Raw genomic sequence first — 17277 nt, 5'->3', positions numbered from 1 at the left:
ATTTTTCCCAACTAGACTAATTAAACGGGAACAGAGCGTTATTTTCAACAGTCTGTGTAGATAACTTTCCGAGATATTTACAGTCTGTTAACCAATTTATCCCCAAGTTTGTGGGTAATTTTGACTCTTTCCACTTTTTTAAAACTTTTCCACAAGCAAAGTTATCCACAAATACCCGATCTTTCCACAATTTAACCGCTTATCCACAGAATCCACATAAAAAACAGGGTTATTTGTTAACAAGTTGTGGATATGTTGTTAATTAGTGGAAAAGCAGGTATAACGGCACTTTTCTCTTTAAACTTTCTTAATAATTCCACACCACGTAACGTGGTAATGTGGACAATTAAATTTCTTTTAAAAGCTTGTCACTATTGAGATTATTGGGGTTTTTGTGTTACCATGCTTTAGTAACTTTGTCTGTAAAGACATAATATTGGAGTAAAACATGAAAAGAACTTATCAACCAAAGAAGAGGCACTTACAACGTGTCCACGGATTCCGCAAGCGGATGAGTACTGCCAATGGTCGTAAGGTACTTGCACGACGTCGTGCCAAGGGCCGTAAGGTATTAGCCGCTTGATTCAGTCGCTTATGCGACTTTTTTTGTAAAATGGGCACTAAGAAACCATTTCGAATAAAAAAAACCAGCGATTTCCAAAGAGTTTTTGCTAAGCACAAATCTTTTGCTAACCGTTATTTTGTTGTATATAGCGATACTCAGCCAAAAGAGGTAGACGTTTCGCATTGGCGAATTGGATTATCCGTTTCAAAAAAAATTGGTAAAGCACATGAGCGCGTTTGGGTTAAACGTCGTATTAGTGAATCTTTTAACAATATTTCTCTTTTTATCCCGAATAATTTAGATATTGTTATTGTCGCTCGACCTTTGGTTAAGGGGCAAAAACAAAAAATAATTCAGGATCAATTAATGCATGTACTGGATTTGGCGGGAATTTTAAATGGAAAAGAAAAAAACTAGTTTTATTAAAAAAGTCGGCTGGCCTTCGATTATAATTGCGATTGCCGCTTTGATTGCGATTGTGGCGTTCGCTTTTGTTCCGAATAACGCTTCGACAGTTTACAAAGGATTTCTTGGATCAATCACAGGATTTTTTGCGAATTCGATTCTTGGTGTCTCTAAATTGTGTGGAAATTCCTATGGTTTTGGTATTGTAATTTTCACACTATTGATTCGCTTTCTGATTTTGCCCTTAATGGTCTATTCGATTTCATCTTCGAAAAACATGGCAAAAGTTGCTCCCTTGGTTAAGAAAGTACAGGCCAAGTACAAAGGCAAACGTGATCGTGATTCAATGACGAAGTTGCAGGAGGAAACCTCTTCTATCTATAAGGAAGCGGGCGTTAATCCATATGCTTCTCTTTTACCAGTTCTGATTCAGCTACCGGTTTTATGGGCTTTGTTTCAGTCGGTTTCTTCAACCCCTGCCCTTAAAACTGGATCTTTCTTCTGGCTTCAATTAGGAAGTCCGGATCCTTACTTTGTTTTGCCTATATTGGCAGCTCTGTTTACCTTTATCAGTTCTTGGATGAGTACTGCTTCGATGGGGAAAGACCAACCTGGATTCGCCAAGGCTATGCCTTATATTTTTCCATTTATCATTTTGTTTTCTGCTCTGGCCGTTTCATCGGCATTATCGCTTTACTGGGTAGCAACAAATGCTTTTCAGGTTGTACAAACTTTCTTTCTTCAAAATCCATTTAAAGCCCGCGCCGAAGAGAAGGCAAAAGAGCTTGCTGAATTAGAAAGAAAAAAAGCAATTAAAAAAACCTTGCGTAAAGCACATAAGCGGAGGAAATGACAATGGAAAGGATTAAGTCGATATTTTCCTGGATTATTCCGATTGCTGTTGGTTTACTGTTAGCCTTGCTAATTCAAGCCTTTCTATTAGTACCTGTTACGGTTAATGGCGACTCAATGCTTAATAATCTTAAGAACGGAGAACGGATTTGGGTCTTTAAGACAGAAAAAGTTCATCGTGGTTCGGTTATTGTTTTTGATGCCAAAAAGGAAGATCCTGGAATTCAAGCGGGAGAAAAAGATTATGTTAAACGTGTAATTGGTGTTCCTGGTGATAAAATTGAAGCTAAGAATGGTGATATTTATGTTAACGGTAAAGAAATATCGCAAAAGTATATTTCTTCCTATAACCGTACGACCGGCACCAGTAATTGGACTCTAAAGACTTTATCTTCAGGAAATTCGCCATTTGTTTCCGGAAAGTCTCATTGGATCGACGGAAAAGCTATCACTGTTCCTGCTGGTAATTATTTTGTTCTTGGAGATAACAGATCGAAATCAGAAGATAGCAGATATTTCGGTTTTGTTAAGAAAATTCACGTTCTCGGTGTCGCGAAGGTTTTTCCTTGGGCAAGTAGACATCAAGAAATAAATGATGTTTGGAAGAATTTTTTTGTTAAATGAATAAACATTTGAAGTATTTTTTGAAAATTTGGTTAATTCCCGCAATTGCTGGCATCGCGATTGCGGTTTTTCTTAGAGGAAATTTCTTCTCTTTTGTTAGAATATCTGGTCAATCTATGTCGCCGAATCTTGTAAATAATCAAATTGTTCTTTTGGAAAAGAAAGCTAATGTTTCACGTGGAACAGTTATCGTCTCTAAAACTAATAATTTGCAAAAACAGAATACTGGAGTTCAAGATATTGCTTTACGTGTGGTTGCGTTACCAGGAGATAAGGTTAATTACAAAAAAGGACAGTTGTATGTTAATGGCAAAAAAGTGAATCAATCTTATATCAGTTCACAAGTTAAAACTGAAACAGGAATGTCGATTGATACAGGTTGGTCAATCAATTCCCTTTCATTAAGTAAAAATTGGCCTAAAAGTCAGAGAAATATTAAGAAGGTTCAAAAAAACAGTTATTTCGTTTTAGCCGATAATCGAATTGACCCAGTTGATAGTCGGCAGTATGGCCTTATTAAAAAAAGGCAGATTGAAGGAGTTGTTAAGGTTTTTTTCTGGGAAACAAAAACAAAGATTAATAATATAAATCATTTTAGTCGCAACTTCTTCGAATGAATAATATGTTTCACGTGGAACACTGCAAAAAAGAACTGATTATGTTTCAGTTCTTTTTTTAATCTCATCAATTATCTCTTTAGAAATTATAGCCGCTTCTTTATAAATAATCGTTCTAACTCCTGGACGGGGTATTATTGTTGTAAACCAACTTACACCTTCATGAGGAATTCCCGCAGAATAAATTCCTGGTACAACTTGTCCCATTCTATCAATCAGTTGGTAGGTTTTAGGATTAATTTGTGCAGCATTTAGAATAATTTGTTGTTGGTTCTTTTGATATCTTGTCTTATGATACCAGCCATATTTATTGAGAATTAATCTTAATGGTTGAGTTGCCAGATCATTGTCAACACTTGGTAGGCGAGCTTCTATTAGGCTCTTTGCATTAATCGTTTCTAATCTTTGACTCTTTGCAAAGAATGATTTATTTCGGGGATCATTTTCAACTTTCATTTCTGGTCCAAGAATATTCACAATGTGGCAATCCACCAGAGCTCTTAATTGCTTAATCCTTATTAATGGAGGACCGACACTTAAAAAGTTATTGACAGCATTAAATTTTGTCAAGAACTTTTCACTGTCATCAGGAAGAAAAAATTGATTCTCGAATATATCACGAATCAAATTACGAATATCCCGCAATATGTCATAAGCTCCGGCATAAGGTGCGTCTTTATTTCCTTTGCTGGCGTCTTCAATGTCAAAATCGAGATACTTGATATACCAATTCTTGAAGCTCTGATGAAGATCGGCTTTGTAAGCAGAATTTAGGATTCTATCCCAGTTCCAAATTTGATTTTTTGGCATATGATACTCTTCAGCAATTTTTTCATAGTTGGATGCTGGATTTCTTCTTAATTCACGTAGAAAACGGTTTGTCCTTTTGTGAATAATATTACTATAATCAGGGTCTTTGATTAGATTCTCGTAATGTTTATATTGAATTTCTTTATCAAAGAGTTTAAAAAAACTGTTGTAATCCAAATTGCCCGTATGATTCTTTAAATTTTTTAAATTATTTTTAGTGAAAAATCTTGGTTTATATTCCTCACTTGGACCTTTTTGATTTCTTCCACGTGCATGAAGAGGTAGGCCACTACGAGAACCGGCGAAAATAATCGGTTCCCGACCGCTTGCGATATATTTTAATTGTTCACCGTCTTGGACAAATTTTCCGCCCCTGTTTTCTGTCAGCATGATCATGTAGTCAAAGAAGGTAAGACCCAAACCACGAATTATGACCGCCTGAGTAGCTGGGATATCATCGAGATTTGTCTCTGAGGGATTGGCTGGCCCAAAATAAGATAATTTATTCCTTTTGGCAAATTCCGCGAAAGTTCTTTCTTCATCATTATATTTATTTTCTCCGTATCCTAGTGCCATGAAAACGAAATCAAACTTCTCTGAAGTACCGGAGAAATCGATTTTGTATTGTTGATTTACTGGAGTAATTGCTTTTATTTCTGTTTGTTCATAGGCCAGAGAGGAATTTTTTCCAGTCTGTTTCCTAATGTTTTCAAAGAACCACTGTTGATAGAGTCCGAGTAATCCGCGTGGAGCGAAATCATTTTCTTTTAAATCTAATTTGTCTAGATAAGTTTTACCAACTGAGCTGCCCTTCAAATATTCTGGTGCGATTTGTTGGATCCATTCATAAAAACTGGGTCCTTGCCTGATTGGACCGGGATTTTCAATCGAATCGTCAATGAAAAAACTCACCTGACTAACAACTGTATTCGTGATTAAAGAATGATTAAGTTTATTCATTGGATTCCATACCTTGCCTCCAATTGGGTAGGGATCGTACATTTTTATTTCTACATTTACCTTTTCTTTTTCTGATCGAGCGACTAAACGGTCTGCTACCGCGATTCCTCTCGGACCAGCACCAATGATTGCAATTTTCATAACTTTAATTATAAGAAAAAGCCATAGTTTTATTTAACTATGGCTATATTCGTTAATATTTCGCATCTATTCTATTGAAAACTAATTGTTTAAGAAGGGAACGACTTTTTGAAAATTATGCTCATGTGGGTCTGTATGTTGCTTTCCTTGACCGTCTAAGGCATCCAAAATTTTATGATCATCATAGTCTAATTGGAAACTAAAAACTTTTTTGTTTGATTCAATATATTTCTGGTGAGTTGATTTTGGTAATGGCAGATATCCTTTTTCAAGATTCCAACGAATCAAAATTTGTGCGACATCAACACCGTGCTTATCGGCCAATTTTTTTAATTCCGGATTGTCCAGTAGATTACCGGTTCCCAATGGAGAATAGGCTTCTGTCAATATATTATGATTTTTATTATAAGTCACCAAATCTTTTTCCTGATCACCAGGATTTAGAAAAATTTGGTTTACCATTGGGGCGATTTCTGCTGTTTTCATCAATTCGTCAATATGTTTTTCACGAAAGTTTGAAACCCCGATTGCCCGTGTTTTCCCATCTTTGTAAATTTTTTCCATTGCCCGCCAGGAATCAGCATTCAATGATTGCCAGTGATCACGATACTCGATTGGCTCAGGCCAATGAATTAAATAGAGATCAACATAATCAAGCCCTAAACGAGTAATGGAATCATGGAATCCGCGTAGGGAATTTTCATAATTATCTCTTTGATAATTCCACAGCTTTGTTGTTACGAATAAATCTTCTCTTTTTACTCCGGAGTCTTTGATTGCTTGACCTACAGACTCCTCGTTGCCATATGCCGCTGCTGTATCTATATGTCGATAACCGGCCTCTAAGGCCCATTTTACAGCGTTATAGGCTTCTTCTCCATCAGCTGATTGCCAGGTTCCGAAACCAATAACCGGAATTTGAACATTGTTGTTTAATGTGTAAGTATCAGTTAATTTATTTGCTTTGATTTCCATTTAAAACCTTTCTTAATCCAGAAGATCTGGATTCAATCATTGTTTTATTATCAAACAGCGATGAGTTGATTCAGGCAATGAATAATGAGCTCGCTTTTTTTCTCTATGTTACTAATTATATAGAAGTAGAGAGTAAACTATTATTTATGAATGTTTACGATGCTTTAAAAATACGTTTCGTTAAGATCGATAAAGACCAAACGATTTTGGAAATTCCTATTACTGATGCGATTTTACAGCCGGCGGGGATTATTCATGGCGGTATCAATGCCTTTATGGCCGAAGCAACTGCTTCGATTGCGGCAAAAGAGAACGTTAGTGAAGATAAAACGGTGTTGGGACTTTCTGTTAATACAAACCAAATACGTTCGGTTAGTCTGAAAACAGGGAATGCTTTACAGGCAGTTGCGATTCCTGAACATCGGGGCCGAACAACACAAGTTTGGTCTGTTAAAACTTACGTTGATGGAATCGGTAAAGCAACAACGGTTTCTACTGTGACTTTATATATCAAAGACAAATAATAATGAAGAAAAATCTGTTTGAAATAAAATTAATGATTCCGCCAATCATTCTTGCTTTATTGATCGTTCAGTTTAACTTTCAAAAAATTAATTGGTTTGTTTCCAGTACTATTATATTAATTTATCTGATATTATCTTTTCTCTTTTCTTTTTTTGAACATCTTGAATATACAAGACTAAGCGCTGTGTTTTATGCCTTGATTTTTGGTTATTTCTTACCTTTAATCATTTTTTATTCTAATTATAGGAAAAGTCCTTTTGAATTTTATTTATTAATGTTTTTATCTTTGTTACCGGTTGTTATTTCGATTTACGATTATCAGTTGGCTATAATAATTTCAAATAATAAAGAAAACAGAGATAGTGATTCAAGAGGTTTACGCAGGGACCTTATTTTTTTCTCAAGTGATTATGGAGTTACTTTTTTTGCTGTTGCTGGAGCAATTTTATTTGGTTTTCTTCCTTGGACATCCTTTTTAATTTTCTTCTCTTTGTTTTCGGTCTTTAATAATATTCTAAAATTCGTCGCTCGGCCCTTTCTTAAATCAACAGCAATTTTGGCTCTTCAAAATTATTTCATAATTTCTTTTTCATTGATAATCGGAATTCTTCTTGGAATTATTATTAAAGTATGATCCAAATTTTTGTATGTTTTTGTTTTTAAACTATAATTATTGTCTACATCGAGGTAGTTATGGATGAACACGTCAATTACGAAAACACAGTTGAAAAATTAAAAGAAAGAAAAATCGAATTATCAGATATCGCTGAAATTACCTATTACTTTCAGTTAAAGTATTTGCCGGGCCTCACAAAAGAAATTGCTTTGCATTCGGTTAAAAGGGTTCTTCAAAAACGAGAAGTTCAGCACGTTGTTTGGGTCGCGCTGGAACTTGATCGTTTGACAGAAGAGGATAAACTAAAAGAACCAATTAATGGTGTTATTAAAGAGGATTTTGGTCTTTTTGGTGTTGATGAACTGCTGGGAAATGCGATTGCAGCCTCATTTGGATCGATTGGCTTTACTGGATATGGATATGTTGACAACGTTAAGCCAGGGATTATCGGCAAGCTGGATCGTTTGGGTAAAACCAATGATCACATAACAACTACTTTTGCCGACGATATTATTGGTGGAATTGCGGCTGCAGCTGGATCAAGGCTGGCTCAAAGATACCCAAACGGCTTTGTTGATTCAATTGAATCTGATGATGAAATTGAATAATAAGTATCTGTTTGTGATAACTAGATAATTTCTATTCTAAGAAATGTAATTTTGTTATTATTATCGAACTTGTAAGAATCAAATCCTTGCAAAACAAAGGGGACTTATCTTATTTTTTTCCAGCAACAGATCATTAAACTGATATTTATTTTATTAATATTATCTAAATCCTTAAATCATTAAGTGATTCGACCGTTTAGGAATTTTTTTAATCTTTGCCAAAGTTGGAACAGAATTATCATGTTCGACATTTGAGACTTTAGGAAAAAAGAGTAATCTATCACAATATTATAGGAATTTGCGTCGAAATGAATTGATAACAATCAGACGGGAAGGCTTGCATAACGATTTGAGTTTACGTTCCAAGGAATTGAATAGAAAATTTCCTAAACTGATTGACACGATTTTCAAAATTCAGGTAAATACCTAATTTATTTTTTTATAAGTTTATATCGTTTTTGGCCAACAGATAAATATGAAATTGGCCAATATAATAACTGTTTTTGAAAGGAAAAGTTTATGTTAGTATAATAATCGTTAGCTAGCTAGTGTTTTAGGAGAATTAAATTGTCACGTGATTTAGGAAGACTACTCAAAATTGCATCAAATCAAATGTCGACAAGGTTTGATATTTTTGCAAAAAAATATGATTTAACCGGAACCCAAATGACGATTATCGATTATCTTTCGCGCAATAAAAATAAAGAAGTTTTACAAAGAGATTTGGAAAGCGAGTTCAGTATCAAGAGTTCGACTGCTACTGTTTTATTGCAACGAATGGAGATAAAAAAACTCTTATATCGAAAAGTAAGCGGCAAGGACTCTCGACAAAAATGTCTTAAATTAACTAAAAAAGCAAACAAATTGGAAACAATCATTTTAAGTTATATGGATTCCGATCAATCACAAATGACTTCCGGGCTAAACAAAGAAGAAGTTGTTTTTCTTGAGAAAATTTTGAAACGGATGATTGAATCGGATTGAAAGATTTAAAAAAGGATAGATTGTATGAAGGAAAACGAAGAAGGAATTTCAAAAAAATTATTAGCAAGTATTTTAGCGATCGGAATTATGTCTTTTTGCGGTGTGGTTGTGGAAACGGCCATGAATATTACTTTTCCAACATTAATTAAGGAGTTTAATGTTTCAACGGCAACGGTTCAATGGATGACGACAATTTATCTTTTAGTTGTCGCGATTATCATGCCATTGTCAGCTTTTTTTAAAAAAAGATTTAAAGTCAGGTCACTTTTTGTGATGGCTAATTTACTATTTATTTTCGGTGTTTTTTTGGATGCAATTGCCCCGAATTTTCTATTTTTATTATTAGGGCGTTTCATTCAGGGTATCGGTACCGGAATTGCTTTGCCTTTAATGTTTAATATTATTTTAGAGCAGGTTCCTTCAAATAAAATTGGAATGATGATAGGGATTGGAACCTTGATTACAGCAATCGCTCCAGCGATTGGGCCAACATTTGGCGGCATCGTGGTCGCTACGATCGGTTGGCGTTTCATTTTTATCTTCCTTTTGCCAATTTTGTTTGTTTCTCTGATACTTGGATTGATAACAATCAGACAAGTTTCTTCAATTGAAAGGGATAGCTTTGATTTTTTAAGTTTTTTCGGAATTGTTCTTCTTTTCGGTGGTTTTATTATTGGTTTCAGTAATGTTGGTACAAGTAAGTTATTTGGTTTAGCTGTTTTAGGAGCCTGGTTGGTTGGCTTTCTTGGTTTTGGCCTATTATTTTGGCGCTCTAAAAATATTTCTCAACCATTAATTAATTTTGATGTTTTTAGAAATCTTAATTTCACCGGACATGCCATTTCTTTGTTTCTTTTGCAATTAATCTCTTTAGGCTTAGCTTTGATTTTGCCTAATTATATTCAAGTCGTAAATGGGAAGTCAGCCTTTATTTCTGGATTGATTTTATTTCCTGCGGCTGCCTTAGGGGCCGTTTTAGCTCCCTTGGGAGGCAAAATATTGGATAATTTTGGCGCCAAAAAACCGTTAATGTTTGGAGCCTTTTTAACATTTGTTTCTTCGCTTTTATTTCTAATCTTCAGCTTGCATTTGACTGATAATTTAATTCTTTTCATTTACATCTTTTATATGGCCAGTGTCGGTTTGACACTTGGTAATCTGATCAGTAACGGTTTAAAACAATTACCAAATAAATTAAATGCTGACGGCAATGCTATTTTGAATACTTTACAGCAGTTTGCCGGAGCTGTCGGAACATCTATTGTCGCTGCGATTATCACTTTTAGCCAAGACAAAGTCGATTCGAGTAAAAAAATATCGACAGCATTAGGATCTAAAAATGCTTTACTTTTTCTATTAATACTTGCTTTTATTGAATTTGCGATCATAACAAAAGTGGTTTGCTTTAACAAAAAACAGTATAAATCGTTGGGCAATTAATAGTTTTTGCCTTTAATCTGATTGTGAAGGTCGTTTAGTTTATACAGGTATACAAAAAATTTTGTTGTATGCGTTTACATTTAATCGTGAAACGAAGTACAATTAACTTATTAATAATAAGTAAAGTTTGAAGGACCGACATGTCGGAGGTGACATTATGCAAAAAATTTATGCAGCAACCATGATTAATACTGGTGGACGTTCAGGGGAATCACATTCTCCGAACCACTCGTTTGAATTGAATATTGAACAACCAGGAAGCAAAGTATCAGGAACAAATCCTGAAGAACTATTTGCGGCAGGTTATAGCGCATGTTTTAATAGCGCTTTGGACTATATCAAAAAAAGCGATGGAATAAACGGATCATCAACAGTCAAGGTTAGGGTTTCTCTTTACAATCAAAGTCAAAACGAGATACCGGATGTTGTTTTGGGCGTTGAAATTAAAGGAGTAATAGAGGGGATTTCTTTAGATAAGGCACAAGCTCTATTAAATAAAGCCCACGAAACTTGTCCTTATTCGCGGGCTGTTAAGGGTAATATCGAAGTCAGCGTTGAGGCTGTAGATCAGATATAAATTCTTCTTTTGATTTCGTAAGACAGGCTGCGACCTGTCTTTTTATTTTTTAATTGATTTGCGTGGAAAAAAACACGATTTAAGGAGTGGAACAAAAGGAATGATCTTTACTACCAAGTATGCAAATATAATTAGATAGATGTTTCCAATCATAATGGCAAACCAGTAAGGGACAGTATCGTTCAGTTTTTTTAATAAAATAGTCCAGACAGAAATGTTATCCAAATCAATCAAATGAAAACAGAGAATCGCAAGGGAACCCGATCCAATCAATAGAATTTCCTGTCTAAATTTGTATTTATCTTTTTTAACGAGCCATGAATCTATAATCATCGAGAGTTTTATTAAAAATAAACAATCAGCCACTGAAGAAATCAAATTAAGAAAGATGTTTGGGGCTGCCATATTTTCGATTGAAAACAAACCGAGAGTCGCAACATAGGTCCATGAAGCTAAGAAAATCAAATAAGCATAAAGGGGTAATTGATCAAAAAGTTTTTTGTATCTTCTAATCAGGTATCCGGCAAAAAAGAAAAGCATTGATCCCAAAGCGGAATTAAAGGACATTGGTAAAGTTACAATCTTTGATAAATAATAGCCGACTAAAGTTAAGACAGAAAATATCGCAAATTTTGACAGCAGATCGTATTTTTTAAAAGACAATTTCATAATCTGATTAAAAATTAACGATCCCCAGAAAAAAGCCAATAAAAACCATATTGCACCAATCCAAGGGATAAAAGTTTTAAAAGGAGTGATACTTTCTCCTCCTGATCCATACACAGCTGCCAGGAGAATTCCTTTGATTGATCCGATTCTTGAGAATAAAAATTTATTATTCGGAAAAACTTTGACGAAACAAGCGATTGCTATTTCTATCATCACAGTTGCTATATAGGGTATTATCAAAGTTTTGATTCCGGTTCTCACTCGATATAAAAAACTCTTGGCCTTATAAAGGTATGAAGTGCAATAAAAAAGTTAGACATTTTTATAAGTTTTAAAAAATCATGGATTGTTCCTTGTATTCTACAGGGGACAATCGATTTTTCTTTAAAGAAATACGTTTATTGTTGTACCAATTGATATATTTAGCGACTAAGTTCTTTAATTCGGTTAGGTCATCGATATTATACCTATAAAGACATTCTCTTTTTAGCAGATTAAAGAAGCTCTCAATTGGGGCATTGTCGTGACAATTGCCTTTTCGAGACATACTTTGAGGGGATGGGGCGGCATCATTTCAAGGCTCATTCTGTAAATGAGTTGATGAAGTTGAATGACCAGAAAGATTTAAACATTTATAAGGTCTGTTTCAGCTGCCCACCTAAAAGGCTGCATGAATTACAAAAAAACTAGAATCATTTACAGCTCTACCAATAACTATTAGTCGATCGGGTAGTGATTATTTTGAAATTAATGGGCAAGATGTAACAAAATTGTCGGCTTTGCAACATATTTCAGAGTATGAAACAATTCCCATGACTAGTTTTATGTGTTTTGGTGATTATGGGAATGATCTGGATATGATTAAAGAAGCAGGTTATGGTGTAGCTATGGCTAATGCAATTGATAAAGTGAAGGATGTAGCATGGGATGTTACTGATACTAATAATCAGGACGGTGTAGCAACCATGATTAGGCGAGTTTTAAATAAAGAATTTAATTAATAGCAGTGGTTATTCGAGAAAAATATTTCTCAAGTAGTCACTGTTTTATTTTTTAAAAGATTGATTATTTGGCGTTCTATAAATGATTTGAGAGTATTTTTATAAATTCAAGATGTTTTTTGATAAAAACATCTTGATAAATGTTGAAACTAGTTATACAATCTAATTGTTCTATGAAAGCGTTTTAAGTAAACATTTTAAATAAAAAACAAATAAATATTATATTCAAAGGGGTATTTTATTATGGCTGAAAAAACAATTATGCTTTGCTGTGCTGCAGGTATGTCAACAAGTTTACTAGTATCAAAGATGCAAAAAGCTGCTGAAAGTGACGGTGTTGATGCTGAAATCTTCGCTACTGCCGCTGCTGATGCTGATGCAAAACTAGAAGAAAAACATCCTGATGTTTTAATGCTTGGACCTCAAGTTAGATATCTAGAAGGTCAATTCAAAGAGAAGTTGACAATTCCTGTTGAAGTTATCAACATGCAAGATTACGGAATGTTGAACGGTGAAAAGGTTCTAAGAGAAGCTTTAAGCTTAATCAAATAATCATTCATTTATAAAACACACAAAAAGGGCGCATGTTAGCACCCTTTTCGTTTTTTAAAGATAAAGTAAGCGCTTAATAAAAATATAAAATTAGATTAATGAGGAGAACAGAATAATGGCAGAAGAACAACATGATGAACAACTACAAACAGTTATGGGACTAATTATTAACGGAGGAAATGCTAAGAGTTCATCTTTTGAAGCTATCAATGCTGCTAAAAAAGGTCACTTTACAGTTGCTGACCAAAAATTGAAGGAAGCTGACAAGTTCTTAGTTGACGCTCACAATTCTCAAACAGATATGCTAACTAAAGAAGCTAATGGTGATCACGCTAAAGTTACTTTGCTAATGGTACATTCACAAGATCATATTATGAATGCTATTACATTTAGAGACTTAGCCGGAGAAATTGTTGATCTATATAAGAAACTTGCTAAAGAAGGAGAATAATCTTAAATGAGTGAGGGAATTCAAATGCCCAAAGGTTTCCTTTGGGGAGGCGCTGTTGCAGCACACCAATTAGAAGGTGGCTGGAATGAGGGTGGCAAAGGTGTAAGTATTGCCGATGTTATGACAGCTGGTGCTAAAGGTGTTGCAAGAAGAGTCACAGATAGTGTCGAGGATGGAGAAATTTATCCTAATCATTGGGGTAATGATTTCTATCACAAGTATCCAGAAGATATTAAATTATTTGCGGAATTAGGTTTGAAATGTTTTAGAACATCTATTGCTTGGACAAGAATTTTTCCCAATGGTGATGAAACGGAACCTAATGAAGCTGGTTTGAAATTTTATGATGATATGTTTGATGAATGCTTGAAATATGGTATTCAACCAGTTATTACTTTGTCACATTTTGAAATGCCATATCATCTTGTTAAAGAATATGGCGGTTGGAGCAATCGTAAGATGATTGAATTCTTTGATCGCTTTGCTGAAGTTTGTTTCAAGCGTTACAAAGATAAAGTTAAGTATTGGATGACTTTCAATGAAATAAATAATCAAACTGATTGGCCAGATCCACATCCATTGCTTCAAAACTCCGGCTTGCAAATAGATAAGAATGACAACTGGGAAGAAGAGATGTTCCAAGCTGCTCATTATGAATTTGTTGCTAGTGCTGATGCGGTTCAAATTGCTCATCGAATTGATCCAAGTCTACAAGTTGGTTCCATGATTGCTATGTGTCCAATCTATCCATTGACATCTAAACCAGCTGATATTATGAAAGCTGAACGTGCTATGCAATATCGTTATTACTTTGGTGACGTTCAATCTTTAGGATTCTATCCTGAATGGATTCAAAAGTATTGGGCTCGTAAAGGTTATAATTTAGATATCTTGGCTAGCGATTTAGCAACAATTAAGGCTGGAACAGTAGACTATGTCGGCTTCAGTTACTACATGTCCTTTGCAACAAAGGCACATGAAGGTGAAACTCACTTTGATTATGACGAACATGATGATTTGGTTTCAAATCCATACGTTGAGAAATCAGATTGGGGTTGGCAAATTGATCCAGTTGGATTGAGATATGCTATGAATTGGATGACAACTCGTTGGCATAAACCTTTGTTCATCGTTGAAAATGGTTTTGGAGCTTACGATAAGGTTGAGGATGATGGTAGTATTCATGATCCATACCGTATTCAATACTTCCATGATCATATTTTACAAATGGAAAAGGCTGTTAAAGAAGATGGCGTTCAATTACTTGGTTACACTCCATGGGGTCACATTGATCTTGTGTCAGCAAGTACTGGTGAAATGAAGAAACGTTACGGAATGATTTATGTTGACGAAGATGACGAAGGTCATGGTAGCTTGAAACGTTCTAAAAAAGATTCCTTCTACTGGTATAAAAAAGTAATTGAATCAAATGGTAAAGATCTAGACATATAGTTGAGAGGGGCTTTATATGACTGAAACAACAAAAAGTGGATTAAGAAAAGATTTTCTCTGGGGAGGAGCCGTTGCTGCAAACCAACTCGAAGGAGCTTGGGATGTTGACGGCAAAGGTGTCAGTGTATCGGATATTATGACAGCTGGTGCTTATCAAAAACCCCGTGAGATTACTGATGGCATAATTGCTGGCAGAAATTATCCTAATCATGAGGCTATTGATTTTTATCATCATTACAAAGATGATATTAAAATGTTTGCCGAAATGGGCTTTAAGTGTTTTAGAACATCTATTGCTTGGACAAGAATTTTTCCCAATGGTGATGAAACGGAACCTAATGAAGCTGGTTTGAAATTTTATGATGATATGTTTGATGAATGCTTAAAGTATGGTATTGAACCAGTTATTACTTTGTCACATTTTGAAATGCCATATCATTTAGTTACAGAATATGGTGGTTGGAGAAATCGTAAGGTAATTGATTTCTTTGTTAAGTTTGCGACAGTTTGTTTCAAACGTTACAAGGATAAGGTTAAGTATTGGATGACTTTCAATGAAATTAACAATCAAACAACCTTTACAAATGATTTCTCTATTGCAACTGATTCTGGTTTGATTTTTAGAAATAACGAATCTGAAGCAGAACGTGAAGCCTTGATGTATCAAGCATCACATTATGAAGTCGTTGCTAGTGCTTTGGCAGTGAAAATTGGTCACAAGATCAATCCTGATTTTGAAATTGGTAATATGGTCAACTTTACTCCAGTTTATCCAGCATCATCAGATCCTAAGGACATCTTATTGGCTGAAAAAGCTATGCAAAGACGTTACTGGTGGGCTGATGTTCAAGCTTTGGGTGAATATCCAGTTGGTATGGAAGCATACTTCAAGAATCATGACCTAAGACCAGATATTACAGCTGAAGATCGCGTTGTTTTACGTGAAGGAACAGTTGATTATGTTGGCTTTAGTTATTATAATTCTATGACTGTTAAGTATAGTGATGACAATCCTGAATTTAAGTTTGTTGGTGATCGTGAAGCAGTTAAGAATCCTAACCTTAAATACAATGATTGGGGTTGGCCTGTTGATCCAGTTGGTTTGAGATATTCAATGAACTGGTTGACTGAACACTATCACAAGCCAGTGATGATCGTTGAAAATGGTTTTGGTGCATATGATAAAGTTGAATCAGATGGCAGTATCCATGATGATTATCGTGTTGATTACTTGCGTGCCCACGTCAAACAAATGATTACAGCAGTTAATGAAGATGGCGTAGATCTTATGGGTTACACTCCATGGGGCTGCATTGATTTAGTTTCTGCTGGAACAGGTCAAATGTCCAAACGTTACGGATTCATTTATGTCGATAAAGATGATGAAGGTAACGGAACACTTGAACGTTCAAAGAAAGATTCATTCTATTGGTATCAAAAAGTAATCCGTTCGAACGGATTAGACTTAGACTGAATCTAACAAAAAAAGCTGAGACAACGACTAAATCACTTGTCTCGGCTTTTTTTATCGCTAGAAAATGTAACTTGTTACATGTATACTGAAACTAGTTTAGTAAAAATGATATATACCAATAAAAAGGAGGGTGAAAAAAACATGTTTTCTTATCAGAAAGTTCATGAGTTGAATCGATTAGAATTAATCGTTTATAAATACATCATCGGGCATACCAGAGAAGTACAAGATATGACTATTCGTGAGATGGCTAATGCCGCACATGTTTCAACAACAACCATTTTGAGATTTCTTAAGAAAATGGACTACAGTGGCTTTTCAGAGTTCAAATTTGCCTTAAAGCAAAGCTTGAAACAGCCTTCTAAAGCACAGCAGGATCCCAGCATGGAACCAATCAAGAACTTTTTCCAATTAGTTGCTGATGAAGAACCATTTGATAACAAAATTGAACAAGCTGCCGATATGATTAACGCTGCTGACCTGGTTCTGTTCTTTGGAGTAGGTAACAGTTGGGCGCATTGCTCAATATGGAGCTAGTATTTTATCTAGTTATGGTATTTATTCATTACCGATCATTGATCCGTTCCAACCGGAACCGTTCTCCAATCGCGATTTCAGCAAGACTTTATTAGTTTTAGTATCTATTTTCTGGTGAGACTGATGAAGTATTGGAACAAGCTCGTTATTATAAGAAAAACGGGGCAGAAACAATTGCTTTGACGGCTAATTCGTATTCTGTTTTAAATCAGGTAACAGACTTTGCAATTTCCTATGATACGCCTCAGAATCGTAAGGGACACATCAATGTTACGACGCAAGTGCCTATTGTTTATACCTTAGAACAAATCTCTAATTGTGCTTACCATAAGATGGTAGACCAAGTAGATAATAGATTTTCGGAACATGTCACAGATTGGTGACATGTTTTTTAGGTTAAAACATATTATTTTACTTATAAAAACATATACATTTCGACGAA

At 34.9% G+C, this 17277-nt stretch carries 22 protein-coding genes and 1 pseudogene; 19 read left to right on the top strand and 4 right to left on the bottom strand.

The window, feature by feature from the left end:
• Positions 1–95: 95 nt before the first annotated feature.
• The 6 genes and pseudogenes from J3U91_RS10025 to lepB (J3U91_RS09655) form a co-directional block, all read left to right on the top strand.
• Positions 96–266, top strand: a pseudogene (locus J3U91_RS10025) (hypothetical protein); the annotation flags it as partial.
• Positions 267–448: 182 nt separating this feature from the next.
• Positions 449–583 (top strand): 50S ribosomal protein L34, encoded by a 135-nt coding sequence (gene rpmH / locus J3U91_RS09675; RefSeq protein ID WP_002819722.1) that lies wholly within the window; start codon positions 449–451, stop codon positions 581–583.
• 30 nt (positions 584–613) lie between these two features.
• A complete protein-coding gene (rnpA, locus tag J3U91_RS09670) occupies positions 614–982 on the top strand; it encodes a ribonuclease P protein component (RefSeq protein WP_002817798.1) in 369 nt (122 codons plus the stop codon).
• Complete coding sequence (locus J3U91_RS09665; protein WP_002819721.1) at positions 963–1823, top strand: membrane protein insertase YidC; 861 nt, start codon at positions 963–965, stop codon at positions 1821–1823. Before rnpA ends, J3U91_RS09665 begins: the two co-directional genes overlap by 20 nt.
• A 2-nt stretch (positions 1824–1825) precedes the next feature.
• Complete coding sequence (gene lepB / locus J3U91_RS09660) at positions 1826–2446, top strand: signal peptidase I (protein WP_002819720.1); 621 nt, start codon at positions 1826–1828, stop codon at positions 2444–2446.
• Positions 2443–3063 (top strand): signal peptidase I, encoded by a 621-nt coding sequence (gene lepB / locus J3U91_RS09655; RefSeq protein ID WP_002819719.1) that lies wholly within the window; start codon positions 2443–2445, stop codon positions 3061–3063. The genes lepB (J3U91_RS09660) and lepB (J3U91_RS09655) overlap by 4 nt, the downstream gene beginning before the upstream one ends.
• Before the next feature lie 39 nt (positions 3064–3102).
• On the opposite strand, the gene J3U91_RS09650 is transcribed toward lepB (J3U91_RS09655), so the two are convergent.
• On the bottom strand, positions 3103–4974 hold the full coding sequence (locus J3U91_RS09650) for an FAD/NAD(P)-binding protein (protein WP_002819718.1): 1872 nt from the start codon (positions 4972–4974) through the stop codon (positions 3103–3105).
• Between the two features lie 81 nt (positions 4975–5055).
• Positions 5056–5949: an aldo/keto reductase gene (locus J3U91_RS09645; RefSeq protein ID WP_002819717.1), complete on the bottom strand. Its 894-nt coding sequence runs from the start codon at positions 5947–5949 to the stop codon at positions 5056–5058.
• 146 nt (positions 5950–6095) lie between these two features.
• Between J3U91_RS09645 and J3U91_RS09640 the strand changes: the two genes are divergently transcribed.
• From J3U91_RS09640 to J3U91_RS09615, 6 genes are all read left to right on the top strand, one after another.
• Positions 6096–6473, top strand: a complete 378-nt coding sequence (locus J3U91_RS09640) for a PaaI family thioesterase (RefSeq protein ID WP_002819716.1) — start codon at positions 6096–6098, stop codon at positions 6471–6473.
• A gap of 2 nt (positions 6474–6475) precedes the next feature.
• Positions 6476–7108: a hypothetical protein gene (locus J3U91_RS09960; RefSeq protein WP_002819715.1), complete on the top strand. Its 633-nt coding sequence runs from the start codon at positions 6476–6478 to the stop codon at positions 7106–7108.
• A 59-nt stretch (positions 7109–7167) separates the two neighbouring features.
• A complete protein-coding gene (locus J3U91_RS09630; protein ID WP_002819714.1) occupies positions 7168–7698 on the top strand; it encodes a phosphatidylglycerophosphatase A family protein in 531 nt (176 codons plus the stop codon).
• A gap of 567 nt (positions 7699–8265) precedes the next feature.
• A complete protein-coding gene (locus J3U91_RS09625) occupies positions 8266–8682 on the top strand; it encodes a MarR family winged helix-turn-helix transcriptional regulator (RefSeq protein WP_002819711.1) in 417 nt (138 codons plus the stop codon).
• Positions 8683–8706: 24 nt separating this feature from the next.
• Positions 8707–10122, top strand: a complete 1416-nt coding sequence (locus J3U91_RS09620) for an MFS transporter (protein WP_002819710.1) — start codon at positions 8707–8709, stop codon at positions 10120–10122.
• A gap of 157 nt (positions 10123–10279) precedes the next feature.
• Entirely contained in the window at positions 10280–10699 is a 420-nt protein-coding gene (locus tag J3U91_RS09615) for an Ohr family peroxiredoxin (protein ID WP_002819709.1), read from the top strand.
• Between the two features lie 42 nt (positions 10700–10741).
• Here J3U91_RS09615 and J3U91_RS09610 read toward each other — a convergent pair whose 3' ends face one another.
• Both J3U91_RS09610 and J3U91_RS10020 read right to left on the bottom strand, forming a co-directional pair.
• On the bottom strand, positions 10742–11608 hold the full coding sequence (locus J3U91_RS09610) for an acyltransferase family protein (protein ID WP_338042088.1): 867 nt from the start codon (positions 11606–11608) through the stop codon (positions 10742–10744).
• A gap of 91 nt (positions 11609–11699) precedes the next feature.
• A complete protein-coding gene (locus tag J3U91_RS10020; protein ID WP_079994120.1) occupies positions 11700–11915 on the bottom strand; it encodes an IS3 family transposase in 216 nt (71 codons plus the stop codon).
• Positions 11916–12042: 127 nt separating this feature from the next.
• Between J3U91_RS10020 and J3U91_RS09600 the strand changes: the two genes are divergently transcribed.
• From J3U91_RS09600 to J3U91_RS09570, 7 genes are all read left to right on the top strand, one after another.
• On the top strand, positions 12043–12369 hold the full coding sequence (locus J3U91_RS09600) for an HAD family hydrolase (protein ID WP_075703294.1): 327 nt from the start codon (positions 12043–12045) through the stop codon (positions 12367–12369).
• Positions 12370–12612: 243 nt separating this feature from the next.
• A complete protein-coding gene (locus J3U91_RS09595; protein WP_002819704.1) occupies positions 12613–12921 on the top strand; it encodes a PTS sugar transporter subunit IIB in 309 nt (102 codons plus the stop codon).
• Positions 12922–13036: 115 nt separating this feature from the next.
• The gene (locus J3U91_RS09590; protein WP_002819703.1) at positions 13037–13372 is read left to right on the top strand and encodes a PTS lactose/cellobiose transporter subunit IIA; all 336 of its coding nucleotides are present in this window, start codon (positions 13037–13039) and stop codon (positions 13370–13372) included.
• A gap of 6 nt (positions 13373–13378) precedes the next feature.
• The gene (locus tag J3U91_RS09585; protein WP_002819701.1) at positions 13379–14824 is read left to right on the top strand and encodes a 6-phospho-beta-glucosidase; all 1446 of its coding nucleotides are present in this window, start codon (positions 13379–13381) and stop codon (positions 14822–14824) included.
• A gap of 16 nt (positions 14825–14840) precedes the next feature.
• Positions 14841–16298, top strand: coding sequence for a 6-phospho-beta-glucosidase (locus J3U91_RS09580; RefSeq protein ID WP_002819700.1), 1458 nt, complete (start codon positions 14841–14843; stop codon positions 16296–16298).
• A 78-nt stretch (positions 16299–16376) separates the two neighbouring features.
• The gene (locus J3U91_RS09575) at positions 16377–16835 is read left to right on the top strand and encodes a MurR/RpiR family transcriptional regulator (protein ID WP_226489949.1); all 459 of its coding nucleotides are present in this window, start codon (positions 16377–16379) and stop codon (positions 16833–16835) included.
• Between the two features lie 131 nt (positions 16836–16966).
• Positions 16967–17218 (top strand): phosphoheptose isomerase family protein, encoded by a 252-nt coding sequence (locus tag J3U91_RS09570; protein WP_032804930.1) that lies wholly within the window; start codon positions 16967–16969, stop codon positions 17216–17218.
• The last annotated feature ends 59 nt before the right edge of the window (positions 17219–17277 follow it).

It is taken from the genome of Oenococcus oeni (assembly GCF_020510245.1).
Lineage (GTDB): Bacteria > Bacillota > Bacilli > Lactobacillales > Lactobacillaceae > Oenococcus > Oenococcus oeni.
This window is presented reverse-complemented; position numbering and strand designations above follow the sequence as displayed.

Coding starts and splice junctions, on each gene's coding strand:
- rpmH (WP_002819722.1), top strand. CDS start 449: ATGAAAAGAACTTATCAACCAAAGAAGAGGCACTTACAACGTGTCCAC.
- rnpA (WP_002817798.1), top strand. CDS start 614: ATGGGCACTAAGAAACCATTTCGAATAAAAAAAACCAGCGATTTCCAA.
- J3U91_RS09665 (WP_002819721.1), top strand. CDS start 963: ATGGAAAAGAAAAAAACTAGTTTTATTAAAAAAGTCGGCTGGCCTTCG.
- lepB (WP_002819720.1), top strand. CDS start 1,826: ATGGAAAGGATTAAGTCGATATTTTCCTGGATTATTCCGATTGCTGTT.
- lepB (WP_002819719.1), top strand. CDS start 2,443: ATGAATAAACATTTGAAGTATTTTTTGAAAATTTGGTTAATTCCCGCA.
- J3U91_RS09650 (WP_002819718.1), bottom strand. CDS start 4,974: ATGAAAATTGCAATCATTGGTGCTGGTCCGAGAGGAATCGCGGTAGCA.
- J3U91_RS09645 (WP_002819717.1), bottom strand. CDS start 5,949: ATGGAAATCAAAGCAAATAAATTAACTGATACTTACACATTAAACAAC.
- J3U91_RS09640 (WP_002819716.1), top strand. CDS start 6,096: ATGAATGTTTACGATGCTTTAAAAATACGTTTCGTTAAGATCGATAAA.
- J3U91_RS09960 (WP_002819715.1), top strand. CDS start 6,476: ATGAAGAAAAATCTGTTTGAAATAAAATTAATGATTCCGCCAATCATT.
- J3U91_RS09630 (WP_002819714.1), top strand. CDS start 7,168: ATGGATGAACACGTCAATTACGAAAACACAGTTGAAAAATTAAAAGAA.
- J3U91_RS09620 (WP_002819710.1), top strand. CDS start 8,707: ATGAAGGAAAACGAAGAAGGAATTTCAAAAAAATTATTAGCAAGTATT.
- J3U91_RS09615 (WP_002819709.1), top strand. CDS start 10,280: ATGCAAAAAATTTATGCAGCAACCATGATTAATACTGGTGGACGTTCA.
- J3U91_RS10020 (WP_079994120.1), bottom strand. CDS start 11,915: ATGTCTCGAAAAGGCAATTGTCACGACAATGCCCCAATTGAGAGCTTC.
- J3U91_RS09595 (WP_002819704.1), top strand. CDS start 12,613: ATGGCTGAAAAAACAATTATGCTTTGCTGTGCTGCAGGTATGTCAACA.
- J3U91_RS09590 (WP_002819703.1), top strand. CDS start 13,037: ATGGCAGAAGAACAACATGATGAACAACTACAAACAGTTATGGGACTA.
- J3U91_RS09585 (WP_002819701.1), top strand. CDS start 13,379: ATGAGTGAGGGAATTCAAATGCCCAAAGGTTTCCTTTGGGGAGGCGCT.
- J3U91_RS09580 (WP_002819700.1), top strand. CDS start 14,841: ATGACTGAAACAACAAAAAGTGGATTAAGAAAAGATTTTCTCTGGGGA.
- J3U91_RS09575 (WP_226489949.1), top strand. CDS start 16,377: ATGTATACTGAAACTAGTTTAGTAAAAATGATATATACCAATAAAAAG.